The organism is Nocardia higoensis NBRC 100133 (assembly GCF_000308595.1).
Taxonomy (GTDB): domain Bacteria; phylum Actinomycetota; class Actinomycetes; order Mycobacteriales; family Mycobacteriaceae; genus Nocardia; species Nocardia higoensis.
Window position 1 is genome coordinate 117466 of sequence record NZ_BAGA01000065.1, and the last position, 26951, is coordinate 144416.

At 70.2% G+C, this 26951-nt stretch carries 25 protein-coding genes and 1 pseudogene; 19 read left to right on the top strand and 7 right to left on the bottom strand.

What is annotated here, in order from left to right; translation table 11 throughout:
• The first annotated feature begins 76 nt into the window (after positions 1–76).
• Together pheS and pheT are read left to right on the top strand one after the other, a co-directional pair.
• Positions 77–1105 carry a phenylalanine--tRNA ligase subunit alpha gene (pheS, locus tag ON26_RS09165; protein WP_040795635.1) on the top strand — a complete coding sequence of 343 codons (1029 nt, stop codon included), beginning with the start codon at positions 77–79 and terminating at the stop codon, positions 1103–1105.
• A 33-nt stretch (positions 1106–1138) separates the two neighbouring features.
• Positions 1139–3643 (top strand): phenylalanine--tRNA ligase subunit beta, encoded by a 2505-nt coding sequence (pheT, locus tag ON26_RS09170; protein WP_040795578.1) that lies wholly within the window; start codon positions 1139–1141, stop codon positions 3641–3643.
• 58 nt (positions 3644–3701) lie between these two features.
• Here the strand turns inward: pheT and ON26_RS09175 are convergent, their stop codons facing one another.
• Complete coding sequence (locus ON26_RS09175) at positions 3702–3944, bottom strand: putative quinol monooxygenase (RefSeq protein ID WP_051026865.1); 243 nt, start codon at positions 3942–3944, stop codon at positions 3702–3704.
• 118 nt (positions 3945–4062) lie between these two features.
• Entirely contained in the window at positions 4063–4428 is a 366-nt protein-coding gene (locus tag ON26_RS09180) for a winged helix-turn-helix transcriptional regulator (protein WP_051026856.1), read from the bottom strand.
• Positions 4429–4465: 37 nt separating this feature from the next.
• On the opposite strand from ON26_RS09180, the gene ON26_RS09185 reads away from it, so the two are divergent.
• The 6 genes from ON26_RS09185 to ON26_RS09210 all read left to right on the top strand — a co-directional run bounded on the left by ON26_RS09185 (position 4466) and on the right by ON26_RS09210 (position 8758).
• The gene (locus ON26_RS09185) at positions 4466–4948 is read left to right on the top strand and encodes an SDR family oxidoreductase (protein WP_306307244.1); all 483 of its coding nucleotides are present in this window, start codon (positions 4466–4468) and stop codon (positions 4946–4948) included.
• Between the two features lie 71 nt (positions 4949–5019).
• A complete protein-coding gene (locus tag ON26_RS09190; RefSeq protein ID WP_040795580.1) occupies positions 5020–5382 on the top strand; it encodes a PadR family transcriptional regulator in 363 nt (120 codons plus the stop codon).
• Positions 5379–6728 carry a permease prefix domain 1-containing protein gene (locus ON26_RS09195; protein ID WP_040795581.1) on the top strand — a complete coding sequence of 450 codons (1350 nt, stop codon included), beginning with the start codon at positions 5379–5381 and terminating at the stop codon, positions 6726–6728. The genes ON26_RS09190 and ON26_RS09195 overlap by 4 nt, the downstream gene beginning before the upstream one ends.
• 69 nt (positions 6729–6797) lie before the next feature.
• Entirely contained in the window at positions 6798–7088 is a 291-nt protein-coding gene (locus tag ON26_RS09200; RefSeq protein ID WP_040795638.1) for a DUF427 domain-containing protein, read from the top strand.
• Positions 7089–7165: 77 nt separating this feature from the next.
• A complete protein-coding gene (locus ON26_RS09205) occupies positions 7166–7681 on the top strand; it encodes a hypothetical protein (protein ID WP_040795582.1) in 516 nt (171 codons plus the stop codon).
• A gap of 45 nt (positions 7682–7726) precedes the next feature.
• Positions 7727–8758 carry a hypothetical protein gene (locus ON26_RS09210; RefSeq protein ID WP_040795639.1) on the top strand — a complete coding sequence of 344 codons (1032 nt, stop codon included), beginning with the start codon at positions 7727–7729 and terminating at the stop codon, positions 8756–8758.
• Positions 8759–8824: 66 nt separating this feature from the next.
• Here ON26_RS09210 and ON26_RS09215 read toward each other — a convergent pair whose 3' ends face one another.
• A complete protein-coding gene (locus tag ON26_RS09215) occupies positions 8825–9319 on the bottom strand; it encodes a nitroreductase/quinone reductase family protein (RefSeq protein WP_051026857.1) in 495 nt (164 codons plus the stop codon).
• A 138-nt stretch (positions 9320–9457) separates the two neighbouring features.
• Between ON26_RS09215 and ppc the strand changes: the two genes are divergently transcribed.
• Positions 9458–12283, top strand: a complete 2826-nt coding sequence (ppc, locus tag ON26_RS09220; RefSeq protein WP_040795583.1) for a phosphoenolpyruvate carboxylase — start codon at positions 9458–9460, stop codon at positions 12281–12283.
• Between the two features lie 4 nt (positions 12284–12287).
• Positions 12288–13559 (top strand): type III PLP-dependent enzyme domain-containing protein, encoded by a 1272-nt coding sequence (locus ON26_RS09225; RefSeq protein ID WP_040795584.1) that lies wholly within the window; start codon positions 12288–12290, stop codon positions 13557–13559.
• Positions 13560–13722: 163 nt separating this feature from the next.
• Here the strand turns inward: ON26_RS09225 and ON26_RS09230 are convergent, their stop codons facing one another.
• On the bottom strand, positions 13723–14268 hold the full coding sequence (locus ON26_RS09230) for a TetR/AcrR family transcriptional regulator (RefSeq protein WP_040795585.1): 546 nt from the start codon (positions 14266–14268) through the stop codon (positions 13723–13725).
• Between the two features lie 112 nt (positions 14269–14380).
• Here ON26_RS09230 and ON26_RS09235 point away from each other — a divergent pair, with 112 nt between their 5' ends.
• Positions 14381–15481 (top strand): FAD-dependent monooxygenase, encoded by a 1101-nt coding sequence (locus tag ON26_RS09235; RefSeq protein WP_040795586.1) that lies wholly within the window; start codon positions 14381–14383, stop codon positions 15479–15481.
• Positions 15482–15534: 53 nt separating this feature from the next.
• Positions 15535–16227 carry an epoxide hydrolase N-terminal domain-containing protein gene (locus ON26_RS09240; protein ID WP_051026858.1) on the top strand — a complete coding sequence of 231 codons (693 nt, stop codon included), beginning with the start codon at positions 15535–15537 and terminating at the stop codon, positions 16225–16227.
• 44 nt (positions 16228–16271) lie between these two features.
• Here ON26_RS09240 and ON26_RS09245 read toward each other — a convergent pair whose 3' ends face one another.
• Positions 16272–16913: a dihydrofolate reductase family protein gene (locus ON26_RS09245; RefSeq protein WP_040795642.1), complete on the bottom strand. Its 642-nt coding sequence runs from the start codon at positions 16911–16913 to the stop codon at positions 16272–16274.
• A gap of 146 nt (positions 16914–17059) precedes the next feature.
• Between ON26_RS09245 and ON26_RS09250 the strand changes: the two genes are divergently transcribed.
• Positions 17060–17713 (top strand): HEAT repeat domain-containing protein, encoded by a 654-nt coding sequence (locus tag ON26_RS09250; RefSeq protein ID WP_085998978.1) that lies wholly within the window; start codon positions 17060–17062, stop codon positions 17711–17713.
• 11 nt (positions 17714–17724) lie between these two features.
• Positions 17725–18783: a MerR family transcriptional regulator gene (locus ON26_RS09255; protein ID WP_040795588.1), complete on the top strand. Its 1059-nt coding sequence runs from the start codon at positions 17725–17727 to the stop codon at positions 18781–18783.
• Positions 18784–18881: 98 nt separating this feature from the next.
• Here ON26_RS09255 and ON26_RS09260 read toward each other — a convergent pair whose 3' ends face one another.
• Together ON26_RS09260 and ON26_RS09265 are read right to left on the bottom strand one after the other, a co-directional pair.
• Positions 18882–19856, bottom strand: a complete 975-nt coding sequence (locus tag ON26_RS09260; RefSeq protein ID WP_040795589.1) for a helix-turn-helix transcriptional regulator — start codon at positions 19854–19856, stop codon at positions 18882–18884.
• A gap of 194 nt (positions 19857–20050) precedes the next feature.
• Positions 20051–20377: pseudogene (locus ON26_RS09265) on the bottom strand (transglycosylase family protein); the annotation flags it as partial.
• Between the two features lie 1200 nt (positions 20378–21577).
• On the opposite strand from ON26_RS09265, the gene argC reads away from it, so the two are divergent.
• Genes argC through argF form a run of 5 tightly spaced genes read left to right on the top strand, consistent with a single transcriptional unit; the run spans position 21578 to position 26922 of the window.
• The gene (gene argC, locus ON26_RS09270; protein ID WP_040795591.1) at positions 21578–22630 is read left to right on the top strand and encodes an N-acetyl-gamma-glutamyl-phosphate reductase; all 1053 of its coding nucleotides are present in this window, start codon (positions 21578–21580) and stop codon (positions 22628–22630) included.
• Positions 22627–23844 (top strand): bifunctional glutamate N-acetyltransferase/amino-acid acetyltransferase ArgJ, encoded by a 1218-nt coding sequence (gene argJ / locus ON26_RS09275; protein ID WP_040795592.1) that lies wholly within the window; start codon positions 22627–22629, stop codon positions 23842–23844. The genes argC and argJ overlap by 4 nt, the downstream gene beginning before the upstream one ends.
• Entirely contained in the window at positions 23841–24737 is an 897-nt protein-coding gene (gene argB / locus ON26_RS09280) for an acetylglutamate kinase (RefSeq protein ID WP_040795593.1), read from the top strand. The genes argJ and argB overlap by 4 nt, the downstream gene beginning before the upstream one ends.
• Positions 24734–25975 (top strand): acetylornithine transaminase, encoded by a 1242-nt coding sequence (locus ON26_RS09285; protein ID WP_083883960.1) that lies wholly within the window; start codon positions 24734–24736, stop codon positions 25973–25975. The genes argB and ON26_RS09285 overlap by 4 nt, the downstream gene beginning before the upstream one ends.
• Positions 25975–26922, top strand: coding sequence for an ornithine carbamoyltransferase (gene argF, locus ON26_RS09290; protein ID WP_040795594.1), 948 nt, complete (start codon positions 25975–25977; stop codon positions 26920–26922). Before ON26_RS09285 ends, argF begins: the two co-directional genes overlap by 1 nt.
• Positions 26923–26951 lie beyond the last annotated feature (29 nt).

Below are 26951 nucleotides of genomic sequence, written 5' to 3' on the forward strand. Positions count from 1 at the left end.
GAGACGAACCATCGTGGCCGACGACAGCACCGGAGTCGAGCGCAAGACCGACGAGCGCAATGCCGCGGAATCGGCCGTGGACCTGAGCGAAGAGGCGCTGGCCGCGGCCGCCGCCGAAGCCGAGAAGGCCTTCGCCGCGGCCGCCGATCTGGACGCCCTCGCGGTTGCCAAGACCGACCACCTGGGCGGCAAGGCCCCGTTGGCGCTGGCCCAGCGGGCGCTCGGCGCGCTGCCCAAGGAGGAGAAGAAGGACGCGGGCAAGCGGGTGAACGTGGCCCGCGGCCGGGTCTCGCAGGCCTTCGAGGCCCGCCGCGAGGTGCTGCTGGCCGAGCGCGATGCCGCCGTGCTGGTCGCCGAGGCCATCGACGTGACGCTGCCCGCCCGCCGGCGCCCGGCCGGCGCCCGTCATCCCATCACCGTCATCTCCGAGCGCATCGCCGATGTGTTCGTCGCGATGGGCTGGGAGGTCGCCGAAGGCCCCGAGGTCGAGACCGAGCACTTCAACTTCGACGCGCTCAACTTCCTGCCCGACCACCCGGCCCGCACCATGCAGGACACCTTCCACATCGCCCCGGAGGGTTCGCGCCAGGTGCTGCGCACGCACACCTCCCCGGTGCAGGTGCGTTCCATGCTCGAGCGCGAGCTGCCGATCTATGTGGTCTGCCCCGGTCGCACCTTCCGCACCGACGAGCTCGACGCCACCCACACCCCGGTGTTCTCCCAGGTGGAGGGGCTGGCCATCGACAAGGGCCTGACCATGGCGCATCTGCGCGGCACGCTGGACGCCTTCGCCCGCGCCCTGTTCGGCCCCGACACCCGCACCCGTATGCGGCCCAACTACTTCCCCTTCACCGAGCCCTCGGCCGAGGTCGACGTGTGGTTCCCGGACAAGAAGGGCGGCGCGGGCTGGGTCGAGTGGGGCGGCTGCGGCATGGTCAACCCGAAGGTGCTCATCGCCAGCGGCATCGATCCCGACGAGTACAGCGGTTTCGCGTTCGGCATGGGTCTGGAGCGGACCCTGCAGTTCCGCAACGGCATCCCCGATATGCGCGACATCGTCGAGGGCGACGTGCGGTTCACCCTGCCCTTCGGCATCCAGTCCTGACCTCCCCCTTCGATCGAGAGAGCGAAAAGTCACGTGCGAGTAGCGCAGTCCTGGCTGACCGAGATCATCGAGCGCGCCACCCCCGGCTGGTCGGTCACGCCCGAGGAACTGGACGCCGCGTTCGTCCGCGTCGGGCTGGAGGTCGAGGAGGTCGACAAGCTGGCCCGGGTGACCGGCGACCTGGAGCATCCGCTGGTGGTCGGCCGCGTCCTGGAGGTCACCGAGCTGACCGAGTTCAAGAAGCCGATCCGGTTCTGCAAGGTCGACGTCGGCAATGTCGAGCCGCAGGAGATCGTCTGCGGCGCGCGTAACTTCGCGGTGGGCGACCTGGTCGTGGTGGTGCTGCCCGGCGGCGTGCTGCCCGGCGGGTTCGCGATCAGCTCGCGCAAGACCTACGGTCACGTCTCCAACGGCATGATCTGCTCGGTGGCCGAACTCGGCATCGGCAAGGACCACTCCGGCATCCTGGTGCTGGAACCGGGCACCGCCGAGCCGGGCACCGACGCCAACGAACTGCTCGGCCTCGACGACACCGTCATCGAGCTCAACATCACCCCCGACCGCGGCTACTGCTTCTCGGTCCGCGGCTTGGCCCGCGAGATCGCCTGCGGGGCCGATTTGGAGTACCTCGATCCCGCGGTGCGCACGCTGCCCGCCGACGAGGCCCCGGCCTGGCCGATCCGGGTGGAATCCGATTCCCGATGCACCCGGTTCGCGGCGCGCCGGGTCACCGGCATCGACCCGGCCGCGGTCAGCCCGTGGTGGCTGCAGCGCAGGCTGCTGCTGTCGGGCGTGCGGCCGATCTCCCCGGCCGTCGACGTGACCAACTACGTCATGCTCGAACTCGGCCAGCCCCTGCACGCCTTCGACGCCGCGCGTCTCAACGGTGGTCTGGTGGTGCGCACCGCCAACAGGGGCGAGACCCTGCGCACCCTCGACGACGTGGAACGCACCCTCGACGACGAGGACGTGGTGATCGCCGACGACTCCGGCGTGATCTCGCTGGCGGGCGTGATGGGCGGCGCGAGCACCGAGGTGAGCGCGGAAACCACCGACGTGCTGCTGGAAGCCGCCACCTGGAACTCGCTGCTCATCTACCGCACCGCGCGCAGGCACAAGCTGGTCTCCGAGGCGGGCAAGCGCTACGAACGCGTCGTCGACCCGGAACTCAATGTCGCCGCGCTGGACCGCGCCGCCACCCTGCTCGCCGAGATCACCGGCGGCACCGTCGAACCCGTGCTCTCCGATGTGCGGGTGCCCACCCCGGCCCCCGAGCCGATCCGGATGGACATCGACTTGGCCGATCGCGTCGCGGGCGTCACCTACCCGCGCGGCACCTCGGCCCGCCGGCTGGCCCAGATCGGTTGCCACGTCGAGGTTTCCGTCGACGAGGAGACCGGTCACGGTCAGCTCGTGGTGACCCCGCCGAGCTGGCGTCCCGATCTCGCCCAGCCCGCCGACCTGGTCGAGGAGGTGCTGCGCCTGGAGGGCCTCGAGCAGATTCCGTCGATTGTGCCGACCGCCCCCGCCGGTCGCGGTCTGACCGCGGTGCAGCGTCGCCGCCGGGCGGTGAGCCGCGCGCTGGCCTTCGCAGGCGCCGTCGAGGTGCCCGCGCCGGTGTTCCTGGCCGCGGGCGTCTTCGACGTGTGGGGCCTGGACGAGGACGATCCGCGCCGCGCGACCACCCGGGTGCTCAACCCGCTCGACGTGGAGCGCGCCGAGCTGTCCACCACGCTGCTGCCCGGTCTGCTGGAGATCGCCCAGCGCAATATCTCCCGCGGTGCCCGCGACCTCACCCTCTACGCCATCGGCCAGGTCACCCTGGCCACCGGCGCGACCAAGGCCGTCGAGCCGTTGCCGGTGGACCGCCGTCCCACCGACGAGCAGATCACCGAACTACTGGCCTCGCTGCCCGAGCAGCCCGTCCGGATCGGCGCCGTGCTCACCGGCCGCCAGGAACCGCGCGGCCCGTGGGGCCCGGGCAGGCAGGTCGAGGCCGCCGACGCCTTCGCCCTGGTCGAGGCCGTTGCCGACGCCGCGGGCGTGGTGATCGAACGTCGCGCCGCCGCCTACCTGCCCTGGCATCCGGGCCGCTGTGCCGAGCTCGTCGTCGACGGCACCGTCGTCGGTCATGCGGGCGAGCTGCATCCGGCGGTCCTGGAGCGCGCGGGCCTACCCGCCCGCACCTGCGCGGTCGAACTCGACCTCGACGCTCTGCCGCTGACCGAGGCCCGGCCGGCGCCGGTCGTCTCGGCGTTCCCCGCGGTGCTGCAGGACGTCTCGGTCAGCGTCGAGAAGTCCGTCTCCGCCGCGGCCGTCGAATCCGCTCTGCGCGGCGGCGCGGGCGATCTGCTCGAGGACGTCGCCCTGTTCGACGTGTACGAAGGCGAGCAGGCGGGCGAGGGCCGCAAGTCCCTCACCTACGCCCTGCGCTTCCGCGCTTCCGACCGCACCCTCACCGAGGACGAGGCCAGCGCGGCCCGCGATGCCGCGGTTGCCGCCGCGGGCGAGTCGGTGGGCGCCGTCCTGCGCGGCTGAGCGGCGAGAGCATCCGGAATCGGCCGGCAGGGGGGCACACCCTGCCGGCCGATCTCGTTCAGGTCAGCGGCCGAACCGCGGCGATATCGAATTCCGTCACCGACGCTTCGACAATCGCGGCACTCTGCCCCTGCTCGGGCCCGCTCCCGCGAAACGCCTCGACCTCCTCCTGCGTCGCCCATCGCTCGAACACGTTGATCCGGCCGGGCTCCACCAGGTCCGCGCCGATCGCGAAATCCAGGCACCCGCGCGCTCGCCGTGCCTGCTCGACCACCCCTGCGCATCCGGCCACGACAACCATCGCCTGCTCCTCTCCACTCTCCAACTGAGACCGGACCGGCCCGCCGAACTCATCGGCCGGACACACCCGTGCACGGGCCCGGTCGGTGCGAGGCACGCCGATCGGGCGCGAAGGGCCTTCAGTCGCGCGGGAGAATCGCGCTGTCGGCGTCCGGCGCCCCGGTCCAGGTGTCGGACCAGTCCCAGAGTGGTTGCAGCGCATCGCTGAGCCGGACGCCGCAGACGGTGAGCTCGTAGGCCCCTTTCGGGCCGTGCTTGTGCACCAAGCCCGCCTCCTGCAACTGCTGCAACCGGTTCGACAGCATGCTGGACGAGCAGTTGCCCATGCTGCGGCGCAACTGCAGGAAACCGAGGGGACCCGGCTCCAGCTCCCAGATGATGCGCAGCGTCCAGCGCTGCCCGAGCAGATCGATCGTGGACAGGACTCGGGTATGTGCGGGTGTCTTCTCGGAGCCGCCGTCCGCGTCGGAGTTTGCGCTTCTCATTTCGAAGCACCATATTTTCGGCCGGCTCGGCGCCTTGGTGCTGAACGCCTCCGGAGGTCTGGAGCGCGACGCCGGCGCCGGCTACGCCCTGCGGCTGAACCGCGACGCCCAAGTCGATCTCGCCACCGCCGCACTGCCGTTGCTTTCGCCTGGCGGCCGCATCGTCTTCGTGACCAGCCATCAGGCGCATTTCCACGGCAGCGGTCGTCCGCTGCCCGACGGCTACGAGCCGATCGCGGCGAGCAAACGTGCGGGGGAGGACGCCCTGCGTGATCTCGTTCCCGAATTCGCCCGTCGGGCTGTCGGATTCACGGTGGTCTCCGGTGACATGATCGACGGCACGATCATCATCCGCCTGCTGGAGCGGCGCGATCCGGCCGCGGTCGCCGCCCGCAGAAACGCCGGACCGCTGCCGACCGTCGAGGATTTCGCCGCCACTGTCGTGCGGGCCGTCGATGCCGAAGTGTCGGACGGTCACACGTTCTACGTGGGCGGGGAGGACTACGTGGAAGCCCACTGACCTCAAAACTCCCTGCCGTGGCGCCGAGTTCCGCTACCGTGATGCCTAGAAGTTATAGGCATAGAGGTGCTATGTATATAGACAAGGATCTGGTGGCGGCGTCCTCCACGCTGCTGGTGCTCGGAATCCTGGCCGAGGGCGAGTCCTACGGGTACGCGATCCTCAAGCGGGTGAAGGAACTGTCCGGCGGCCGGATCGAGTGGACCGACGGCATGCTGTATCCGCTGCTGCACCGACTGGAGCGGGCAGGCTATGTGTCGGCGTCCTGGGGCGCCGCGCAGACCGGACGCAAGCGCAAGCACTACGCGCTCACCGAGGCCGGGCGCGGGGTGCTGGTGGAACGGCGCAGCCAGTGGGATGTCGTGGCCGACGCGTTGAACGAGGTGTGGCGCAGCGCGCAGTTGCCACGCGCCGCCGAAGGTGGCCTGGCATGACGGGCACCGACGAGCGACTGGAATCGCAGATAGGGCAGTGGCGCGGCTACATCGAACGGCATCGCGCGATCTCGGCGGCCGATGTCGACGAGATGGAAGACCACCTGCGCGACCAGATCTCGGATCTGAGCACCGCCGGATTGGCCGCCGACGAGGCCTTCCTGGTCGCGGTCAAGCGCATGGGCAGCGTGGACGCCATCTCGCGGGAGTTCGCGCGCGAGCATTCCGAGCGGCTGTGGAAGCAGTTGGTGCTGCTGCCCGCGCCCGCGGAGGGCGTGCGTGGCCCGGACCGGGAACTGCTGGTGGTCCTCGCGGCAGCCGCGTCCGCCGGAGTGGCGATCACGATCGCCGTGCTGGCCGGTATCGATGAGAACCTGTTCGCCCGGACCGCGAGTCTGTTCGTATTGCCCTTCCTCGCAGCCTATTTCGCGTGGAAGCGGCAGCTGGGCCCGCGGGCGCTCGCCGTCCTGGTCCTGCCGTTCGTGGCCGCCGGGATTCTGCTCACGACCTTTCCGTTCGAGCGCGACGGCGCCACAGAGGTGATCGCCGCCATCCACGCGCCGCTCATGCTCTGGTTCGCCGTCGGTTTCGCCTATGTCGGCGGCGAGTGGCGATCGGACCGCCGTCGCATGGATTTCATCCGGTTCACCGGCGAATGGATCGTCTACCTGACCCTGATCGCGCTCGGCGGCCTGATCCTGATGGGCCTGACCGTCGGCGCGTTCGAGTCGCTCGGCCTGGACGCCGAGGAGACCGTCCTGGACTGGGCGCTGCGGTTCGGACCGGCGGGCGCGGTCGTGGTCGCCGCCTGGCTGGTGGAAGCCAAGCAGAATGTCGTGGAGAACATCGCGCCGGTGTTGACCAGGGTGTTCACGCCGATCACCATCGTCATGCTGACGGTCCTGCTGGTGGGATTCGCGGCGGCGGGCAGTCTTGTCGACGTCGACCGCGAGCTGCTGATCCTGATGGATCTCATCCTCGTCGTGGTTCTCGGCCTGCTGCTCTACGCGATCTCCGCGCGCGACCCGCTGCTGCCCGCGGACCTGTTCGACACACTCCAACTGGTGCTCGTCGTGCTCGCGCTCGCGGTGGACGTGGTCATGCTGACGGCGATGCTCAGCCGGATCGCGGAGTTCGGCGTCACCGCGAACAAGGCCGTCGCCCTCGGCTTGAACCTGGTCCTCGCGGTGAACCTGGTGTGGTCGGCCCGGCTGCTCGGCGGATTCCTGCTCGGCCGCTTCGGTTTCCACGCGGCCGAGCGCTGGCAGACCCGCTACCTGCCGGTCTTCGGCCTGTGGGCGGCGCTGGTGGTCGCCGCGGTGGCGCCGCTGTTCGGTTTCGTGTGAGCCGGGATCGAGAGGCTGCGGGAGTAGCGTGGACATCGGTCCGGTTCGTCGATGATCACGGAGGCTCTCATGACTGTTCGAGCGGAATGGAACGGCGTCGTGCTCGCGGAGAGCGACGACACGGTGGTGGTCGAAGGCAACCATTACTTCCCGGCTTCCGCCGTGCGCTCCGAGTACTTCACCCCGACCGATACGCACTCCGTGTGCCCCTGGAAGGGCACCGCCTCGTACTACACGGTGCGCGTGGACGGGAGCGAGAACCCGGATGCGGCCTGGTACTACCCGGAGCCGAAAGAGGCCGCCGCGCAGATCAAGGACCACGTCGCGTTCTGGCGTGGCGTCGACGTCGTCGAGGACTGACTGCCTGTAGGTCGCATCGAACTGCTGCCGGGACGCAACCCCCGGCAGCGGCTCCGGTCGCTGCGTAGCCTGGCTACATGAGCGACAAGGACCAGATCCTCGCCGGGCTGGCCGCCCTGCCCGATGCCGAGTTGGCCGAAGTCCTGCGTGCGGCCGTCGCCGGCCGGCCCGCTTTTCACGCCGTGCACGCCGCCCTCGCCGAGATGGCCGATTCCGGCGGTGGGGAAGGGCTCGCCGAACACGAGACGATTCCTCGGGGCGACGGCACCGGTAGTGTGACCAGCACCACTACTCGACCCGTCGGTGACCCTCCCGGCTCGATATCGGGCCAGGTAGGTGGCCCCGTTTTCCCCGGCTCCACGGGGTTCCCGGCTTCGGGGGACAGTGGCTACAGCTCCTCCGGAGTCCCCACCTTCGACTCGGTTCGCGATAAGGTCGACCGACGTTTCGGCACCGCGCAGGGAATGAGCGAACTCGATCGCCTGACCCCCGCGGGACGCGACGCCGACGAACAATTCGCCGCGCGCGAGCAAGCCGCGCGTGAGCGCCTCGACCGTATCCGCAGATCACTGCACGGCGAGGACGCCGACTGACGCCCGCCGCCCTCGGCGGGCGGACCGACGACAGGGGTGGATTCGATGACCGAACCGCGTGCGATGGCCGAACGGCTGCTCGACGCCCAGGTGGACTTCCTGCTGGCCGAAGTTACCGGTGAGCGATTCGCGGAAGTGGTCGCCCGCGATGTCGCCGACGTGCTCGCCGTCGCCGGGACCATCGGATTCGGCGAGGTGGTGGCGCTCGAGGACGGCAAGCAGACCGTAGCCACCGTGGTGGACCTGATCGGCGGCAGCCCGGTGCTGGCCGACATGGTCGGCGTGTTCGCCGACGCCATCTACGACCACATCGCCGACAACGACACCGACACCCTCGGTTCGGTCGTCGATCGCGAACCGGTCGAGCAGTTGCTGGAAAAGGTGCTCGGTATGCACCAGGCCCAGGAGCGAATCCTGGACCGGCTCACCGAATCCCCGCTCGTCGCCACGGTCGCCTCGAAGTTCGTCGACAAGCTGATCAACGACTTCGTGCAGGCCAACCGGGAACGGGCCGAGAAGATCCCCGGCGTCGGCTCGCTGATGTCGCTCGGCCAGTCCGCGGCCAACCGCGCCAAGAAGGCCGCCGCCGACAACACTTTCGTCGGCGATCTCGCGGGCAGGGGCGCGCTGTTCGCCCTCAAGCGCACCAACAACGCCATTCGCGAGATGCTGCGCGACGCCCCCGTGCACTCGGCCGCCATGGAGTTCTGGGACCTGCACGCGGGCGAGCCGGTCAGCGGCCTGCGCGAGTACCTCACCAAGAAGGACCTGCACGAACTCGTCCTGCTCTGCTACGAGATCGCGGTGACCACCCGGGAGAAGCAGTACTTCGGCGAACTCGTCGCCCAGTGCGTCGAGGTCTTCTACGACGAATACCGCGATCACACCCTCGCCGCCATGCTCCCCGAAATCGGCCTGACCGCCGAGGACGTCACCGCCGAGATCCTGCGCTACGGCCCCGCCGTCGTCGAGGCCGCCAAGCGCGACGGGGTGCTCGCCCGCCTCATTCGCGAACGCCTCGAGCCGTTCTACACCTCCGATGTCGTCCTGAGCATCCTCGCCGACGCGGGTGAGTGACCTGCTGCCCGCCTGCCGATACGGCGGGCAACCCGGCCGGGGCGCCGGCGGCCACCGGCCGAGCGTTCACGACTCCGATCGGGCGAGCACCGCGATCGGCAGGGTGCGCGTCGTCAGCGCCTGGTAGGTCGCGAAATCGGGGTAGTGCCGCACCAGCACCTTCCAGCGCGCGTCGTATTCGGCGGGATCGGTGATCACGCGTGCCGCCACGGGCCAGGACTCGGCGCCGACCTGTACCTCCGCGCGGCCGGCGGCGACGAGATTGTGCCACCAGTTCGGCGGCTTCGGGTTGCCGCCGTAGGAGCCGCAGACGAGCAGATCGTCGCCGTCGGGCACGTACATCAGCACCACCGGCCGCGGCTGTCCGGATTTCCTGCCGACCACGGTCAGCTGGAAGATCGGGCGCCCGAGGAACTTTCCGAACCGGGTGCCGCCGAAGCGGGTGTAGAGGCGGGCGTGCAGGCGGCTCTGCAGCTTGGTGATGCCGGTCAGCCGGGTGCTGCCGAAGTGCGCCACCCGGCCGGTGCCGGTGAGTTTCGTCGGGGTGACGTCGTTTGCCATGCGAATTCCTCGGGATAGTTCGGGTCGTGCGGGTGCACGCTACCCGGTTGTCCACAGGCCGGGCACCGCCCGCGCGCCTGTGTGATTCTGCCGCGTCCGGGCCGCCCGACGACGCGATCCGGCAGTAGGGTCGAGCGCATGACCGAACCGCGGATCGAGACCGAACAGGACGCCACCCGGCCGCTGCGCGACGACATCCGCTTCCTCGGCGGCGTGCTCGGCGAGACCATTCGCGACCACGAGGGCCCCGAGGTGTTCGACCTCATCGAACGGGTGCGCGTGGAAGCGTTCCGGGTGCGCCGCGAGGAGGTCGGACGCAGCGCCGTGGCGCAGATGCTGCGCGATGTCGACATCGCCGTGGCGCTGCCGCTGATCCGCGCCTTCACCTACTTCGTCCTGCTGGCCAACCTCGCCGAGGACATCCAGCGCGATCGCCGCCGCGCCGTGCACGTCGCCGCGGGGGAGGCGCCGCAGGATTCCTCACTGGCCGCCACCTACAACAAGCTGGACGCCGCCGCACTCGACGCGGGCACGGTGGCCGATCTGCTGTCGGATGCGCTGGTCTCGCCGGTCATCACCGCCCACCCCACCGAGACGCGTCGCCGCACCGTCTTCGACGCGCAGGCCAGGATCACCGAGCTGATGCGCCGGCGGCAGTGGGTCAACGACCCGCGCGAACGCGCCGAGGTCGAACTCGGCATCCGCAGGCAGGTGCTCTCGCTGTGGCGGACGGCGTTGATCAGGTTGGCGCGCTTGCGCATTCAGGACGAGATCGCCGTCGGACTGCGCTACTACGATCTCACCTTGTTCGATGTCATCCCGGCCATCAATGCCGAGGTGCGTGCCGCCCTGCGCGCCCGCTGGCCGCAGGCGGAGCTGCTCGATCGCCCGATCCTGCGTCCGGGCTCGTGGATCGGCGGCGACCGCGACGGCAATCCGTTCGTCACCGCCGATGTGGTCCGGCACGCCGCGAGTCAGGCCGCGAGCGTGGCCTTCGGCCGGTATCTGCGCGAACTGGTGGAGCTCGAGAAGACCCTCTCCCAGTCGGCCCGGCTGGTATCGGTGACGCCCGAGGTCGAGGCCCTGTCGGCGGCCGGTTACCCGGACCCCGCCACCTACAGCGACGAGCCGTATCGCCGTGCGCTGCATCGCATCAGGGTCCGCCTGTCCGCCGCCGCCGAACGCGCCCTCGGCGCCGCCCTGCCGAACTCGGCGACCGGCCCGGACCCCGAGCCGTACCCGGGGCCCCGCGAATTCCTCACCGACCTCGAGGCGATCGACGCCTCCCTGCGCGCCTCCCGTGACGATCTGCTGGCCGACGACCGGCTGGCGGCGCTGCGGCACGCGGTGGAGACCTTCGGCTTCCATCTGCAAGGTCTGGACATGCGGCAGAACTCCGAGGTCCACGAACAGGTGGTCGCGGAACTTCTGGCGTGGGCGGGCGTGCACCCCGCCTACGCCGACCTCGACGAGGACGCCAGGGTCGAGCTCCTCGCCGCCGAATTGCGCACCCGGCGACCGTTGCTCGGCCCGCACGCGCGGCTGGGGGACGTGGCGGAGAAGGAGATCGGCATCGTCCGCGCGGCTGCGAGCGTGGTCGACACCTTCGGCCCCGAGGCCGTGCCGAACTACATCATCAGCATGTGCACCTCGGTCAGCGACATGCTCGAGGCAGCGCTGCTGTTGAAGGAAGGTGGCCTGCTCGACCCGGGTGCGAGCGTCCGGCCGGTGGGTCGCGCGGGCGACGGTGACGCGGGCGCGGACAGCCCGTCCGCGTCCGGACCGCGCTGCTCGGTGAACATCGTGCCGTTGTTCGAGACGATCGAGGATCTCGCGGCGGGTGCCGCCACGCTGTCCGCGGCGCTGGAGGTGCCCGTCTACCGGGATCTCGTCGCGGCGGCGGGCATGCGCCAGGAGGTGATGCTCGGGTATTCGGACTCCAACAAGGACGGCGGATACCTGGCCGCGAATTGGGCGCTGTACCGCGCCGAACTGGATCTGGTCGAGGTCGCGCGCAAGACGGGCATCAGATTGCGGCTGTTCCACGGCCGCGGCGGCACGGTCGGCCGCGGCGGCGGGCGTAGCTACGACGCCATCCTCGCCCAGCCGGCGGGCGCGGTGCGCGGCGCGCTTCGGCTCACCGAACAGGGCGAGGTGATCGCCGCGAAGTACGCCGAAGCCGGTGCGGCACATCGAAATCTGGAGTCGCTGATCGCGGGCACCCTGGAATCGACCCTGCTCGACGTGGAGGGCCTCGGGGCCGATGCCGAACCCGCCTACGAGCTGATGGACGATCTCGCGGCGCGGGCGCGGGCCGCCTACTCGCGCCTGGTGCACGAGACTCCCGGCTTCGTGGAGTACTTCCGGCAGTCCACCCCGATCGCCGAGGTCGGCGATCTCAATATCGGCAGTCGGCCCGCTTCCCGCAAGCCCACCAACTCGGTCGGCGATCTGCGGGCGATTCCGTGGGTGATGTCGTGGAGCCAAGCCCGGGTCATGTTGCCCGGCTGGTACGGCACCGGCGCCGCACTGGAGGAATGGGTCGGTGACGACCCGCAACGGCTGTCCCGCCTGACCGAGCTCTATCGGCGCTGGCCGTTCTTCAACACGGTGCTGTCGAACCTGGCGCAGGTGATGGCCAAGAGCGATCTTGCCATCGCCGCCCACTACGCCGAACTCGTCGACGACGTGGATCTGCGCGACCGGATCTTCGGCATGATCACCGAGGAACACGCCCGCACATTGCGGATGCACGCCGCCATCACCGGCCACGATCAGCTCCTCGCCGACAACCGGTCGCTGGCCGAGTCGATCCACAACCGCTTCCCCTACCTCGAACCCCTCAATCAGATGCAGGTGGAACTCCTGCGCAGGCTCCGCTCGGGCGAAGACACCGAGTTGGTCAAACGCGGCATCCTGCTGACCATGAACGGCTTGGCGACAGCCCTGCGCAACTCGGGGTAGGGCGATGATCGACAACGCCGCGGTCGCCGCCCTCGCCGATCGCGTGCTCGGCCCCGAACACAAGAGCCTGCCGCCTGCGGCATGGGGTCGCACCGCACGCGAATTCCTCTCCACCGCACCCGAACTCGCGGAGTTCCAGACTCCGCTGCTGACCCTCGACCGCGCCGCGCTCGCCCACAACGCGACGGTGATGGGGGAGTGGGCGGGCCGGGCCGGGGTGCGTCTGGCCCCGCACGGCAAGACCACGATGGCCCCGCAATTGTGGGCAGACCAGCTGGCGGCGGGCTGCTGGGCCATCACCCTCGCCACCGGCTGGCAGGTCCAGCTGGCCCGCGCGTTCGGGGTGCGCCGGATCGTGCTGGCCAACAGCCTGCTCGACCGGAGCGCACTGCACTGGCTGGCCGGCGAGCTCGCCCGCGACCCGGATTTCGAGTTCTACTGCTGGGTGGAGGACCCGGCCGGGGTGGACATCATGGACCGCTGCCTGGCGGACGTGCCCGAGCCCGTCGAGGTGGGCGTCGTCGTCGAACTCGGCGCCCCCGGCGGCCGCACCGGCCTGCGCTCGGTGGCCGACGCCCACCGCCTCGCCGAAGCCGTGCGACGCTCCCGACACCTGCGTCTGGCGGGCGTCGGCGGTTACGAGGCCGCCCTGGCGGCCGACCGGGAGCCGCCGAGCCTGCGGAAGGTGGCCCATTACCTCACCGAACTGGCCCGCCTGCATCATGAACTCGCCGATTCCGGCGGCTATCCCGGACCCGCGATCGTCACCGCGGGCGGCAGCGCCTACCAGGATCTCGTGATCGATCACCTCGCCGGACTGGCCGACGAAACCGGCGCACGCGGTGTGCCCACCACGGTAGTCCTGCGCTCCGGCGCCTATCTCGTCCACGACGACGGCTTCTACGCGGGCATCTCGCCACTCGCTCCCGACCGCGCCCCGCGCACGTTGCTGCCCGCCATGCACGGCTGGGCGCGGGTGCTCTCGGCTCCCGAACCCGGCCTCGCCCTTCTGGACGGCGGCAAGCGCGACTTCCCGTACGACCTGGGAATGCCGGTGCCGCAGAGGATTCCGGGAGCAACGATCAGCGCGTTCAACGACCAGCACGCCTTTCTCCGCCTGCCCGCCGACACCGCGGGCCCGCCGATCGGCTCGATTCTGCGGCTCGGCCTGTCACACCCCTGTACGGCCTTCGACAAATGGCGCCTGATTCCCGTCGTCGACGACACCTCCGCGCCCCAACCGGTGGTCGTCGACCTCGTCCACACCTTCTTCTGACGCCGATGCCCGCGTCTCGATCACGGCCGATCGATACGTGGTCGGCCGATACGTGGCGGATCCGCGCCCCGAACCCGCGCGGCGATGGCCGGCGCGCGTCGGTCGGCCGACCTCCGCCTCAGTGCGCCGGCGTTCAGTGGGCCGGTGCGTAGTGCCCGAGCCGTCAGCCGAGCAGAGCGCGCACGATCCGCTCCAGGTCCGGCTTCGGATCGAAGCCGTCGGCACCGGACACCGCCGCCCGCAGCGTCACCCCGTCGAGGTAGTCGACCAGCAGCGCGGCCGCGGACTCGTCGCGTCCGGCGCCACGCACCAGCTCGCCCGCCCACGCGGTCAGCCGCTGCCGTCCGCGCAGCACGGACTCGTGCGGTCCGTCGGCGCGGGCGTCGAGGAACAGCGTGTAGCGGGCCAGGGTGCGCGTGCGGTCGGTGGTGACGGCGTGGCGGACGAAGGCGGCCATGGTCTCGATGAGCTGGTCGACCGTGCCGGGAGCCGGGACGCGGCTCAGCGCGGCCCAGTCGAGGTGGTCGCGCTCCTCCAGGCGCTCGGCTATTCCGCTGAGCAGGGCGTCGCGGGTGCGGAAGTAGTTGGAGGACGAGCCGGCCGGGAGCCCGGCGGCCTCGTCGACCGCTCGATGGGTCAGGGCACGCGAACCCCGCGTACCGAGCAGGTCGATGGCGGCGTCGAGGAGTCGTTCGCGGGTGGTCGGCACGCAGCGATACTACGCCGGTAGTGATCGCCACTACAGATGTTGTATCTGTACTACGGAAGTAGTAGTTTCGGACCGTGGCCGTACAGTGGCCCTCACGGACTGGAGAAGCGATATGCCCGAGTTGACCGTCGTCGGCGCCGGAATCGGCGGCTTGGCGACCGCGATCGCGTTCACCCGGATCGGCTGGCAGGTGGAGGTGCTCGAACGCGCGCCCGCACTCACCGCCCCGGGTGCGGGACTGTCCCTGTGGCCCAATGCCTTACGGGCGCTCGACGCGCTCGGGATCGGTGACCGGGTGCGCGCCCGCGCCCGCGAGGACGGCTCCGCCGGTATCCGCGACAGTCGCGGCGCCTGGCTGTCGAGGTTCGACGTGCCGGCGCTGCAGGCCCGCTACGGCCTGCCCATCGTGGTGCACCGCGCGGATCTGCTCGACATCCTGCGCGCCGCCGTCCCGGCCGGCTCGATCCGCACCGGCATCACCGTGACCGAAGCCGGCATCGACGGTACCGTCACGCACTCGGCGGGCGAATCCCGCGCCGACCTGGTCGTCGGCGCCGACGGCATCAACAGTGTCGTGCGCCGCGCCGTGGCGGGCACGGTCGCCCCGGTCTACGCCGGCTATACCGCCTGGCGGGTGATCGTCACCCCTACCCGCCCGATCGCCGCCCTCGGCGAAACCTGGGGTCGCGGGCTGCGCTTCGGCTATGCCGCTCTCGCCGACGACCGCGTCTACTGCTTCGGCGCCGCGAACAAACCCGAGGGTGCGCCGAGCGCGGGCCTTCCCGAACTGCGCGATGTGTTCGGCGGCTGGCACGACCCCATCCCCGCGCTGCTCGCCGACGCCGACCCGGCCGCGGTCCTGCATCACGACATCTATCGCCTGCCGAATCTGAAGTCCTTCGTCTCCGGCCGCATCGCCCTGCTCGGCGACGCCGCCCACGCGATGAGCCCCGATCTCGGCCAGGGTGCTTGCCAGGCGCTCGAGGACGCCGTCGTCCTCGCCCGCATCGCGAAGAATTCCGGTGACCTCACCGAATACGACCGTCTGCGCCGCCCGCGCACCAGGATGATCGCCGCCAGATCCGCCCGGCTCGGCGCCGTGGGTCAGCTCTCCGCCCGGCCCGTCGTCGCCGCCCGCGACGCGGTCATGCGCCTGACCCCTTCTTCGGCCCAGTTCCGTGTTCTCGCGACGATTCTCGATTGGCGACCCTGACATCTCGCAATTGCGGCCGGTAATCGACCGCAATCGTGCCTAGCGTGCCATCCATGACCCTCCGAGAAGAGATACGCCCTTTTCGCATCGACATCCCCCAGGACCGCATCGACGATCTGCACCGGCGGCTGGCCCATACGCGATGGCCAGGGGAGTCCGCCGCGGGCTGGGAGAAAGGCACTCCGGTGTCGTATCTGCGGGCGCTCGCGCAGTACTGGCGCGACGGATTCGATTGGCGCGCGATCGAATCCGATCTCACGGAGGACCGCGCGAAGCTGGAGGTCCTCACCGGCGCGGAGAGCTTCACCCACTACGGCTACGCGGCGGTGCAATCCGGTCGCCCCGGCACTCTCGCCGTGGCCATGCACGATTCCCCCGCCGGGCTGCTCGCCTGGATCGCCGATATGTATCACCGCTGGACCGATCCCGCGATCACCCTGCCCGAGGACGCGGTCGGCCGCGACGCGTTGCTCACCGATGTCCGCCTGTACTGGTTCACCGGCTGCTTCTCCTCCTCCATCCGCCTCTACGGCGAAGGCGAGGCATGGGGCGCGGCCCCCGGACCCTCCGGTGTCCCCACCGCGGCGGCCGTCTTCCCCGGCGACACGTCCATCCGCGCGATCGCGGAGCGCAGGCACACGATCGTCCGCTGGACCGAGTACGACCGCGGCGGCCATTTCGCGGCCCTGGAGGCGCCCGACCTGCTGGTCGACGACATCCGTGCGTTCTTCCGATCACTGCGCTGACGGCCGGGCGCCTCGCCCGGCCGTCAGCGCCGCCCGGCTTCGACCTACTTCCGCCAGAAGATGTGGTGCGTCACGCCGCTCGGACTGGGCACCTTCTCGAGGTGGAAGCGATCGGTCAGTTCCTCGGGGGATTCCCAGAGCTTCAGCCCGGAGCCGAACTCGATCGGCGAGACCGCCACGTGCAGGGTGTCGACGAGGTCGGCGTCGAGGAACTCCCGAATCGTGGTGACGCCGCCGCCGAGCCGCACGTCCTTGCCCTGCGCGGCCTCCTTCGCCCGGACCAGGACGGCGGCCGGGTCCTCGTCGACGAAATGGAAGGTGGTGTCGGAGAGGGTGATCGACGGCCGGGGGTGGTGGGTCAGGACGAACACCGGGGTGTGGAAGGGCGGCTGCTCGCCCCACCAGCCCTGCCATGCGTGGTCCTGCCACGGTCCGCGCTGCGGTCCGAACTTGTTGCGGCCCATGATCTCGGCGCCGATATTGTTCGCGAAGTCCCGGGTGAAGTAGTCGTCGAGCCCGCGGCTGCCGCCGGGATCGGTGCGGTTGGGCCAACTGGCGGTGGCGCCCGCCCAGGCGAGCATGGCGCCGGGGTCGAGGCCGAACGGGGTGTCGAGGCTCTGGTCCTTCCCGGCGGCGATGCCGTCGCTCGAGACGTTGAAATTCTGGACTCGCAGTAGTTGTGGCACTCGCTTCTCCTGCATCGTGACGAGGGTTGTCGTAGTGCAGACGACGCAGCCCCGGCGAATTCATCGCTGTGCCACCGGCGATCCGCGCCCGCTGCCGGCAGTTGACCTTGACACGATGTCAAGGACTCCAATGGTCGGCGAAGGAGGTGGTTGTCGTGAACACAACCCCACATGGTCGGCTCGCCGACGCCCTGTCGGCGGCCGACTCGTCGGTCCGGCTGCGGGCTGCCCTGTCCGCGGGTACCGAGCCCGATCCCGGTCTGCTGGAGATCCTGATCGCCCGGTGCGGCGTCGAGCCGGATTTCTTCATCCGCGACATGCTGACCTGGGCGTTGTGCCGGCTGCCTGCCGACATCACGGTGCCGAGGCTGATCGAGGAGCTCGATTCCGCGATCGCGCAGGCGCGCAGCCAGGCGCTGCACACGCTGTCCAAGATCGGCGACCCGCGCGCCTGGCCGCCGGTCTCGGCGCGAGTACACGACGAGGACGACGAGGTGGCGCGCAGCGCGTGGCGAGCCGCGGTGGCGCTCGTGCCCGTGGGGGAGGAACTCGCACTGGCAACCGCGCTGGTGCCCGAACTCGGGCGGGGCGACCGGGACAGGCAACTGAGCCTGAGCCGCGCGTTCGCCGGACTCGGCGAGGTCGTCCTGTCCGTACTCGACGCGGTGGACACGCATCCCGATCCGCTCGTCCGCGCCCACGCGGAGGCGACCGGACAGCTCGTGCGCGACCCCGAGAGCAGCTTCACCCTCTCGGTGGAGGTGGCCGAACGTGTCGTGATCGCGGGTCCGGACCACTGAGAGGAGAGGCGATGTTGATCGGCGAGGTCTCGCGGCGCTCCGGCGTCAGCACCCGCATGCTGCGCCACTACGACGCGGTAGGCCTGGTGCAGCCCACCGGGCGCACCTCGGGCGGCTACCGCGAGTACTCCGCCGACGACATCCGCCGCCTGCTGCACGTCGAGAGCCTGCGCACCCTCGGGCTCTCGCTGCAGGAGGTCAAGCGGGCGCTCGACGAGCCCGAGTTCACGCCCGCCGAGCTGGTGACCGACCTCATCCGGCACACCCGCCTGCGGATCGCCGCCGAGGAGGAACTGCTCGCGAAGCTCGAGCGGGTCGACGCCGCCGCCCCGGCCGAGTGGGAGGACGTGCTGCGCGTGGTCGCGCTGCTGCGCGCCCTGGAATCCGGTCACGCTCCGCGCCGTCAACAGGCGGTCCTGTCCGCGGACGCGCCCACCGCGCTGCCGATCGATGCCCTGGTCGATGCCGTCCTGGCCGAGGACAACGCGGATGTGGCCGGGGCCTTGCGGTGGTCGCTGGCCAGGGCACGGGGGTATGGGCTCGAGGGTCTGGCCGCCGGACTGGACTCGGCATCGGTCGAGGTCCGGCGTCGCGCCGTCACCGCCATCGCCGAACTGCGCGTGGGCGAAGCGACGGAACTGCTGCGCGCGGCGCTCGGCGACGCGGATGCCACAGTCCGCGGGCGCGCGGCGCTGGCACTGGGCTCCCGCGGCGAGATCGACGCGCTGCCCGCCCTCCTGGCGATGGTCGTCGAGGGCCGAAGCGATGTCGAAGCGGCCGAAACGCTCGGCCTCCTGGCCGACATCGCGTCCGAGGCCGACATCGTCGCGTGCGTCTCGGGAGCGCTCGCCGGCGCCGAGGCCCCAGCCGTCCGGCTGCGCCTCACCCAGGCACTCGCGGAGATCCCCGGCCCGGCCGCGCGGCGCGTACTCGACGCCCTGACACACGACGGCGACCGGGAGATCGCGGCCACCGCCACCGCGATCCTGACCCACCGGGACCGCGGACCACGACGGGAACGGCGCAACGGCCTGCGCGGTGATCCGCCGATGCCGGGCGGTGATACCTGAGCCACCGCCGGCAGCAGCTCCGCCGAGGTGACTTCCCACATCACCAGGAGCAGGTCACCCATCGCCGGGGCCGCAACAGTCGCACGCGTATCCGTGTGTCAGCCGTCGTCGGCGTATCGGGCCGCCATCGCCCGGGTGGTGGCCGCCATGCGCTCGCGCAACTCGACCGGTTCGAGAACCTCCACGTGCTCGCCCATCGGCAGCAGTCCGTGCACCAGGACCGGATAGGACTCCGCGCCCACGGTCACCTCGACCCAACCCTGTTCGTCGGGCTCGCCGCGCGTCGCCAGCGCCTCGGTCGCCGCGGCGGGGTCCAGGAACAGCCGCAGCAGGCCCAACCGGTCGGCGGCGATGCGGCACCGGGCACGCACGCGCAGCATGGATCGGGCGAACTCCTCCTGCGCGGCGGCCCAGTGCTCGGCGAGCTGGAAGCCCGGCGGGCGGGTGAAGGCGCGATCGGTGGGGGTGGCGGAAACGATGCGCCCCACGCGATAGGAACGGATGGCGTCGCCGCTGCGGGCCACGAGATACCACGTGCCCGCCTTGAGGACCAGGCCGAGCGGGTCGAGATTCCGCAGTACCTCGCCGTCGGCGCGCCCGTACCGGACTTCCAGGGTGCGGTCGTGCCAGAGCGCGTCGGTGATCGCGGCAAGAGCCGGGGTCTCATCGGGTCGACGGAACCAGCCGGGCGCGTCCACGTGCACACGTTCGGCGATCCGGGTGGCGCGCCCGCGCATCTCCGGCGGCAGCGCGGCCAGCACCTTGAGCTGGGCGGTGGCCAGCACGGTGCCCAGGCCGAGGTCGGTGGCTGCGCCGGGCAGGCCGGTCAACAGGACCGCATCGGCCTCCTCGGAGGTGAGCCCGGTCAGCCGCGTGCGGAAACCGTCGAGCAGGCGGACGCCGCCGCCCCGGCCCTGTTGGCTGTAGACGGGCACGCCCGCCGCCGACAACGCCTCCACGTCGCGGTAGACGGTCCGCACCGACACCTCGAGCTCGGCGGCCAGTTCCGGTGCGCTGATGTGCCCCCGGGTCTGCAACAGCAGCAGCAATCTCACCAAACGGCTCGCGCGCATCCGCGAACACTATCCGCGGAACCTGACAGAAGATGGCATGTTCCCGGCGGTTCCACCTGCACACCGCCACGGTGGGTAGCGGCCCGTGGACGACCACAGCCCCTGTCACCGGCACTGGTGACAGGGGCTGTGTTGCTCGTTCGGCGGGGGACGTCCCGCTCAGGCAGCGCGCTCGATCGGAGACGTCTCGATCAGAGGTAGGCGCCGCAGACCGGCCATGCGCCGGGACCCTGGCCCGCGAGCACGTTCTCCGCGACGCGGATCTGCTCGGCCTTGCTGGCGTTGTGGGCCTGGCCGGAGCCGCCGTAGGCCTCCCAGGTGCTCTGCGTGAACTGCAGGCCGCCGTAGAAGCCGTTACCGGTGTTGATGGCCCAGTTGCCGCCGCTCTCGCACTGTGCGACGGCGTCCCAGTTGTTGGCCGAGGCGGTGGCCGTGGAGAGACCGAACGGGATGGCGGCGAAGGCGCCGGCAGCGGCGACGAAGGTGGCGACGCGGGTGCTGATCTTTCGGTTCTGCGACATGAGAAGTTCCTCGCTGCGCCCACCGACTCGGCAACGTGGCCTGAGTCCCTGTCCCCAGTGGATGTCGGGGTTATCTCGAACCGTGGGACAGGGTCTGTCGGTGTTCGGCGGTTCGAGCGGCGTGCCCGTCTCGGTTCGATCGGGCCGAGCTCGACCATAACGAAAGAATCTCGAACAATCACGCGGAGGTAACGTCGCTAATGTCTTGACCGATTATCGAGGGATAACTGTATTGCTCCCGGTAAAGGCACGGAAATGCGGGGGTCGTTCGATCGGATGTTCTAACGGAATTGTGGCGCACCTCACGTTTCAGGCCTGCGGATATGTGATGCGGGCGACCGAAGAGGCTCGCCAATTCGCGTGCCGAGCTGGACGGGCTCGTCATTTCCGCAGGTAGATCGAGGTTTCTGCCGGTCGCCGCATTGGTCTCGATGTGTTACTCCGAGTTGCGGGGCCGGATAGACGCTGCCGCGTCGACAGTGGCTCGCCCGCTGCTGTGCGGCCGTTTCGAATTATATGAATAGCTTTGTTCGAGAAAAACTGCGCGCTCGGCTACGGGTCGGAACGGCGCTCGTGGGCTCGGTGTCGGGCCGTGACCGACGCGGTGTGCGGCCGGGGTGAATTCCGCCGCCGGTGGAGCGGATTCGCGTCTCTTCGTCTTGTCCGGAGAATTTCTGATCTTGAATTTCGCAGCCCTCGCCGGAAATTCACGAAGCCGGACCCGTTGGCGAATCCGATTGCGGTGCAAGGCCTTCGTCTCCGCGCGGACATGCGGAAGCGGGTGGCCGGCCGGCTGCCGGCATGCGGGCGGTCGACGAGGCGAGCAGGTCACGCCGAGTCGTGTCACCGTTGGGTCACGGTCACTCGGTGGGTCCGGTGGCAGCCGAGGCGGTCGGTGTCGCTGTGGCCGAATCGCCGTCGCCGCGGTCGCGGCCCCGGTGGTGTCCCGGCTGTCGCGTGGCTGCATCCCGGATGTGGTGCTGCTCTTGATATTCGGGATTCTCGTCGGCCCCGCACGCGCTCGGCTGGGCTGACTCCGGCGGTGGCGTCGATCCGGTGGGCGAGGCGTGGGAGACGCTCGGCTTCGGCCTCTTCATCCCGGTGCCTTCCGAGGTGTCCGGGGGTGGGCATCGACATCGGCGAGCAACGGCCCTCGGACCCGGTCATGAATGAGCTTGCACAGTCGTGCATAATCATTTCATGGCTGATTCGGATGCCCCTCTGCGGATTGCTGTCGCCGGAGCGAGCGGATACGCGGGCGGCGAGGTCTTGCGCCTGCTGCTCGCCCACCCACGTTACCGATCCGGGCACCTCGAGATCGGGGCGCTGACCGCGGGCTCCAACGCGGGTTCCCCGCTGATCACCCACCAACCCCATCTGCTGGCACTGGCCGACCGGATCCTCGCGCCGACCACGGTGGAAGAGCTGTCCGGCCACGACGTGGTCTTCCTCGGCCTGCCGCACGGCCAGTCCGCCGCGATCGCCGCGCAGCTGCCCGAATCCACGGTGATCATCGACTGCGGCGCGGACTTCCGGCTGCGCGACGCGGCCGCCTGGACCAAGTACTACGGCACCGAGCACGCGGGCACCTGGCCCTACGGCCTGCCCGAACTGCCCGGTGGCCGCGCGGCGCTGCGCGGCGCCACCCGGATCGCGGTGCCCGGCTGCTACCCGACGGTGTCGAGCCTGGCGCTGGCCCCGGCGGTCGCGGCGGGCATCGTCGAGCCGACGGTGAACGTCGTCGCGGTCAGCGGCACCTCCGGTGCGGGCCGCAAGCTCGATGTCGGCCTGCTCGGTTCGGAGGTGATGGGCTCGGTGCGCGCCTACAACATCGCGGGCGCCCACCGCCACACCCCGGAGATCGCGCAGAACCTGTCCGCGCTGTCCGGCGACCCGGTGAAGGTGTCGTTCACCCCGGTGCTGGCTCCGATGCCGCGCGGCATCCTCGCCACCTGCACCGCCCCCACCACCGTCGACGCCGCCGAGGCCCGCGCGGTCTACGAGAAGGCCTACGCCGACGAACCGTTCGTGCACCTGCTGCCCGAGGGCATGCTCCCGCAGACCGGTGCGGTGCTCGGCTCCAACGCGATGACCCTGCAGGTCACCGTGGACGCCGATGCCGGGCTGCTCGTGGCGATCGGCGCGATCGACAACCTGACCAAAGGCACCGCCGGTGGCGCGGTGCAGTCGATGAATCTGGCCGTCGGCTTCGATGAGACCGAAGGACTTCCCACCGTAGGAGTGGCACCGTGACGACAACCGAGAGCGGCACCGGCAAGCTGGTGCGGACCCAGGGCGTGACCGCCCCGCTCGGCTTCCGGGCGGCGGGCATCGCCGCGGGCATCAAGGCCAGCGGCAAACCGGACCTGGCGCTGGTCTTCAACGAAGGTCCCGAATACGCCGCCGCCGGCGTATTCACCAGTAACAAGGTGAAAGCCGCGCCGGTGCTGTGGTCGCAACAGGTGCTGACCGCCGAGCGGCTGCGCGCGGTGATCCTGAACTCCGGCGGCGCGAACGCCTGCACCGGCCCCGGCGGTTTCCAGGACGCCCACCGCACCGCCGAGGAACTCGCCGCGGCGCTGAGCAATTGGGGCACCGAGACCGGCGCGGGCGAGATCGCGGTCTGCTCCACCGGCCTGATCGGCGACCGGCTGCCGATGGACAAGCTCATCCCGGCGATCACCGAGATCGTGCACGAGATGGCGGGCGGGCTCTCCGGCGGCACCGAGGCCGCGCACGCCATCATGACCACCGACACGGTGCCCAAGGAAGTCGCCTTCCACCACCGCGACAAGTGGAACATCGGCGGCATGGCCAAGGGCGCGGGCATGATGGCGCCCTCGCTGGCCACCATGCTGGTGGTGCTCACCACCGACGCGGCCGTCAGCGCCGAGGCGCTGGACTCCGCGCTGCGCAAGGCCACCCGGCTCACGTTCGACCGGCTCGACGTGGACGGCTCCTGCTCCACCAACGACACCGTCCTGCTGATGGCCAACGGCGCCTCCGGGGTCACGCCCTCGCAGGAAGAGCTCGACGCCGCTGTCTTCGCGGTCTGCGACGATCTCGCCGCCCAGCTGATGGCCGACGCCGAGGGCGTCACCAAGCGGGTGCGGGTCGTCGTCACCGGCGCGGTCAGCGAGGACGAGGCCCTGATCGCGGCCCGCGCCATCGCCCGCGACAGTTTGGTCAAGACGGCGCTGTTCGGCTCCGATCCGAACTGGGGCCGGGTGCTGGCCGCGGTCGGCATCGCCCCGATCACCCTGGACCCGGATCGGATCTCCGTGTCCTTCAACGGGAATCCGGTGTGCATCGACAGCGTCGGCGCGCCCGGCGCGCGCGAGGTGGACCTGTCCGGCGAGGACATCGAGGTTCGCGTCGAACTGAACGTGGGCGAGGGCGAGGCGATGGTGCGCACCACCGACCTGTCGCACGCCTACGTCGAAGAGAATTCGGCCTACAGCTCATGACCGCCGTCGATCGCCTGAGTGCGCTGGACCAAGCACACGTCCTGGCCGGCGCGCTGCCCTGGCTGCAGAAGTTCCGCGACAAGATCGTCGTCGTCAAGTACGGCGGCAACGCCATGGTCGACGACGAACTCAAGCGCGCCTTCGCCGCCGACATGGCGTTCCTGCGCACCGTCGGGGTGCACCCGGTGGTGGTGCACGGCGGCGGTCCGCAGATCAGCGCCATGCTGAAGAAACTCGGCCTGCAGGGCGAGTTCCGCGGCGGATTCCGGGTCACCACACCGGAAGTCATGGATGTGGTGCGGATGGTGCTGTTCGGGCAGGTCGGGCGTGAGCTGGTCGGTCTGATCAACGCCCACGGCCCGTACGCGGTCGGCATCTCCGGCGAAGACGCGCGGCTGTTCACCGCGACCAGGCGCACCGTCCTCGTCGAGGGCGAACCCACCGACATCGGCCTGGTCGGCGATGTCACCGAGGTGAACCCGGCCGCCGTGCTCGACCTGATCGACGCGGGCCGGATCCCGGTGGTGTCCACCATCGCCCCGGACGCCGACGGCGTGGTGCACAACATCAACGCCGACACCGCCGCCGCCGCGCTCGCCGAGGGCATCGGCGCCGAGAAGCTGGTCGTCCTCACCGACGTCGAAGGCCTCTACACCGACTGGCCCGACCGTTCCTCGCTGACCAGTGTCATCGAGGCCGGCGCGTTGGAGACCTTGCTGCCCAGCCTGGACGAGGGCATGGTGCCCAAGATGGAAGCCTGCCTGCGCGCCGTGCGCGGCGGAGTGCCGAGCGCGCACGTGATCGACGGTCGGGTCGCGCATTCGGTATTGCTGGAACTGTTCACCGGAGAGGGGATCGGCACGATGGTGACTCCGGGAGGAGAGACGGAATGAACGCTTCAGCACAGCCCGGCGCGGCAGCGCAGGGCACCGGACAGAGCACCGAGCAGCTGCGGCAGCGCTGGTCCTCGGCGCTGATGAACAACTACGGCACCCCGCAGGTCGCGCTGGTGCGCGGCTCGGGCGCGGTCGTCTACGACGCCGACGGCAAGCGCTACCTCGATTTCCTCGGCGGCATCGCGGTCAACAGCCTCGGCCACGGGCACCCGGCCATCCTGGCGGCGGTCACCCAGCAGCTGGGCACCCTCGGCCACGTGTCGAACCTCTATGTCAGCGAACCGGTGATCGAGCTGGCCGAGCGTCTGCTGGCGCACTTCGGCGACGGTGAGGGCAAGGCCTTCTTCTGCAACTCCGGCACCGAGGCCAACGAGGCCGCCTTCAAGATCGCCCGGCTCACCGGCCGGACCAAGATCGTCGCCTGCGAGGAGGCCTTCCACGGCCGCACCATGGGCGCGCTGGCGCTGACCGGTCAACCCTCCAAGCGTGCGCCCTTCGAGCCCATGCCGCCCGGCGTCGTGCACGTGCCCTACGGTGACGCCGCCGCGCTGGCCGCCGCCGTCGACGATCACACCGCCGCGGTGTTCCTCGAGCCGATCCTCGGCGAATCCGGCGTGGTGGTTCCGCCGCTGGACTACCTGGCCAAGGCACGCGAGATCACCTCCCGCCACGGCGCGCTGCTGATCCTGGACGAGGTACAGACCGGCATCGGCCGCACCGGCACCTTCTACGCCCACCAGGCCGCGGGCATCGTCCCCGATGTCATCACCCTGGCCAAGGGACTCGGCGGCGGCCTGCCCATCGGCGCCATGCTGGCGACCGGCCGCGCCGCCGAACTGTTCAACCCCGGCATGCACGGCACCACCTTCGGCGGCAACCCGGTCTGCGCGGCCGCTGCGCTCGCCGTGCTGCGCACCCTCGACGAAGAAGGGCTGCTGGCCCATGTCGAATCGGTCGGCAAGCGGCTCAGTGACGGCATCGCCGTGCTCGAGCATCCGCTCATCGATCATGTGCGCGGCGCGGGCCTGCTGATCGGGATCGCCCTGACCGACAACGTCTCCGCCGAGGTGGAGGCGCGCGCCAGGGAAGCGGGCTACCTGATCAACGCCCCCAAGCCGAACGTCCTCCGGCTGGCGCCGCCCCTGGTGCTCACCGAGGCCCAGGCCGAACATTTCGTCGCGGACCTGCCCGGCATCCTCGACGCCGCGGCCGCCGACGCGAAGGGAGCCCGGTGATGACCGGCGAACTGCGCCATTTCCTGCGTGACGACGACGTCTCGCCCGCCGAACAGGCCGAAATCCTCGACCTGGCACTGGAACTCGCGAAGGCCCCGTTCTCGCGCCGCCCGCTCGAGGGCCCGCGCGGCGTCGGGGTGATCTTCGAGAAGAACTCCACCCGCACCCGCTTCTCCTTCGAGGTGGGCATCGCCCAGCTCGGCGGGCACGCGGTGGTTGTCGACGGCCGCGACACCCAGCTGGGCCGCGAGGAGACCCTCGCCGACACCGGCCGGGTGCTCTCCCGCTATGTCGAAGCCGTGGTCTGGCGTACCTTCGAGCAGGACCGCCTCGACCAGATGGCCTCGGCGGCAACGGTTCCGGTGGTCAACGCGCTGTCCGACGAGTTCCATCCCTGCCAGGTGCTGGCCGATCTCATGACCCTGCGCCAGCGCCTGGGCACGCTGTCGGGCCGCAAGCTCGCCTACTTCGGCGACGGTGCGAACAATATGGCGCACTCGCTGCTGCTCGGCGGCGTCACCGCCGGACTCGATGTCACCATCGCCGCCCCGGCCGGTTTCGAACCGCTGCCGTGGGTGCTCGAGGCCGCCCGCAAGCGCGCCGCCGAGACCGGTGCGACCATCACCGTCACCGGCGATCCCGTCGCCGCCGCCCGCGGCGCGCACGCGCTGGTCACCGACACCTGGACCTCGATGGGCCAAGAGAACGACGGCCTGGACCGGGTCGGCCCGTTCGTCCCGTATCGCATCGATGCCGCACTGCTCGCCCACGCCGAACCCGACGTGGTGGTCCTGCACTGCCTGCCCGCGCATCGCGGCGACGAGATCACCGACGAGGTCATCGACGGTGCGCGCAGCGCGGTCTGGGACGAGGCCGAGAACCGGCTGCATGCCCAGAAGGCTCTTCTGGTCTGGCTGCTGGCCAAACGGGAGGGCGCGTCGCTATGAGACGCGGAACTGCTGCCGGACAGGTTGCG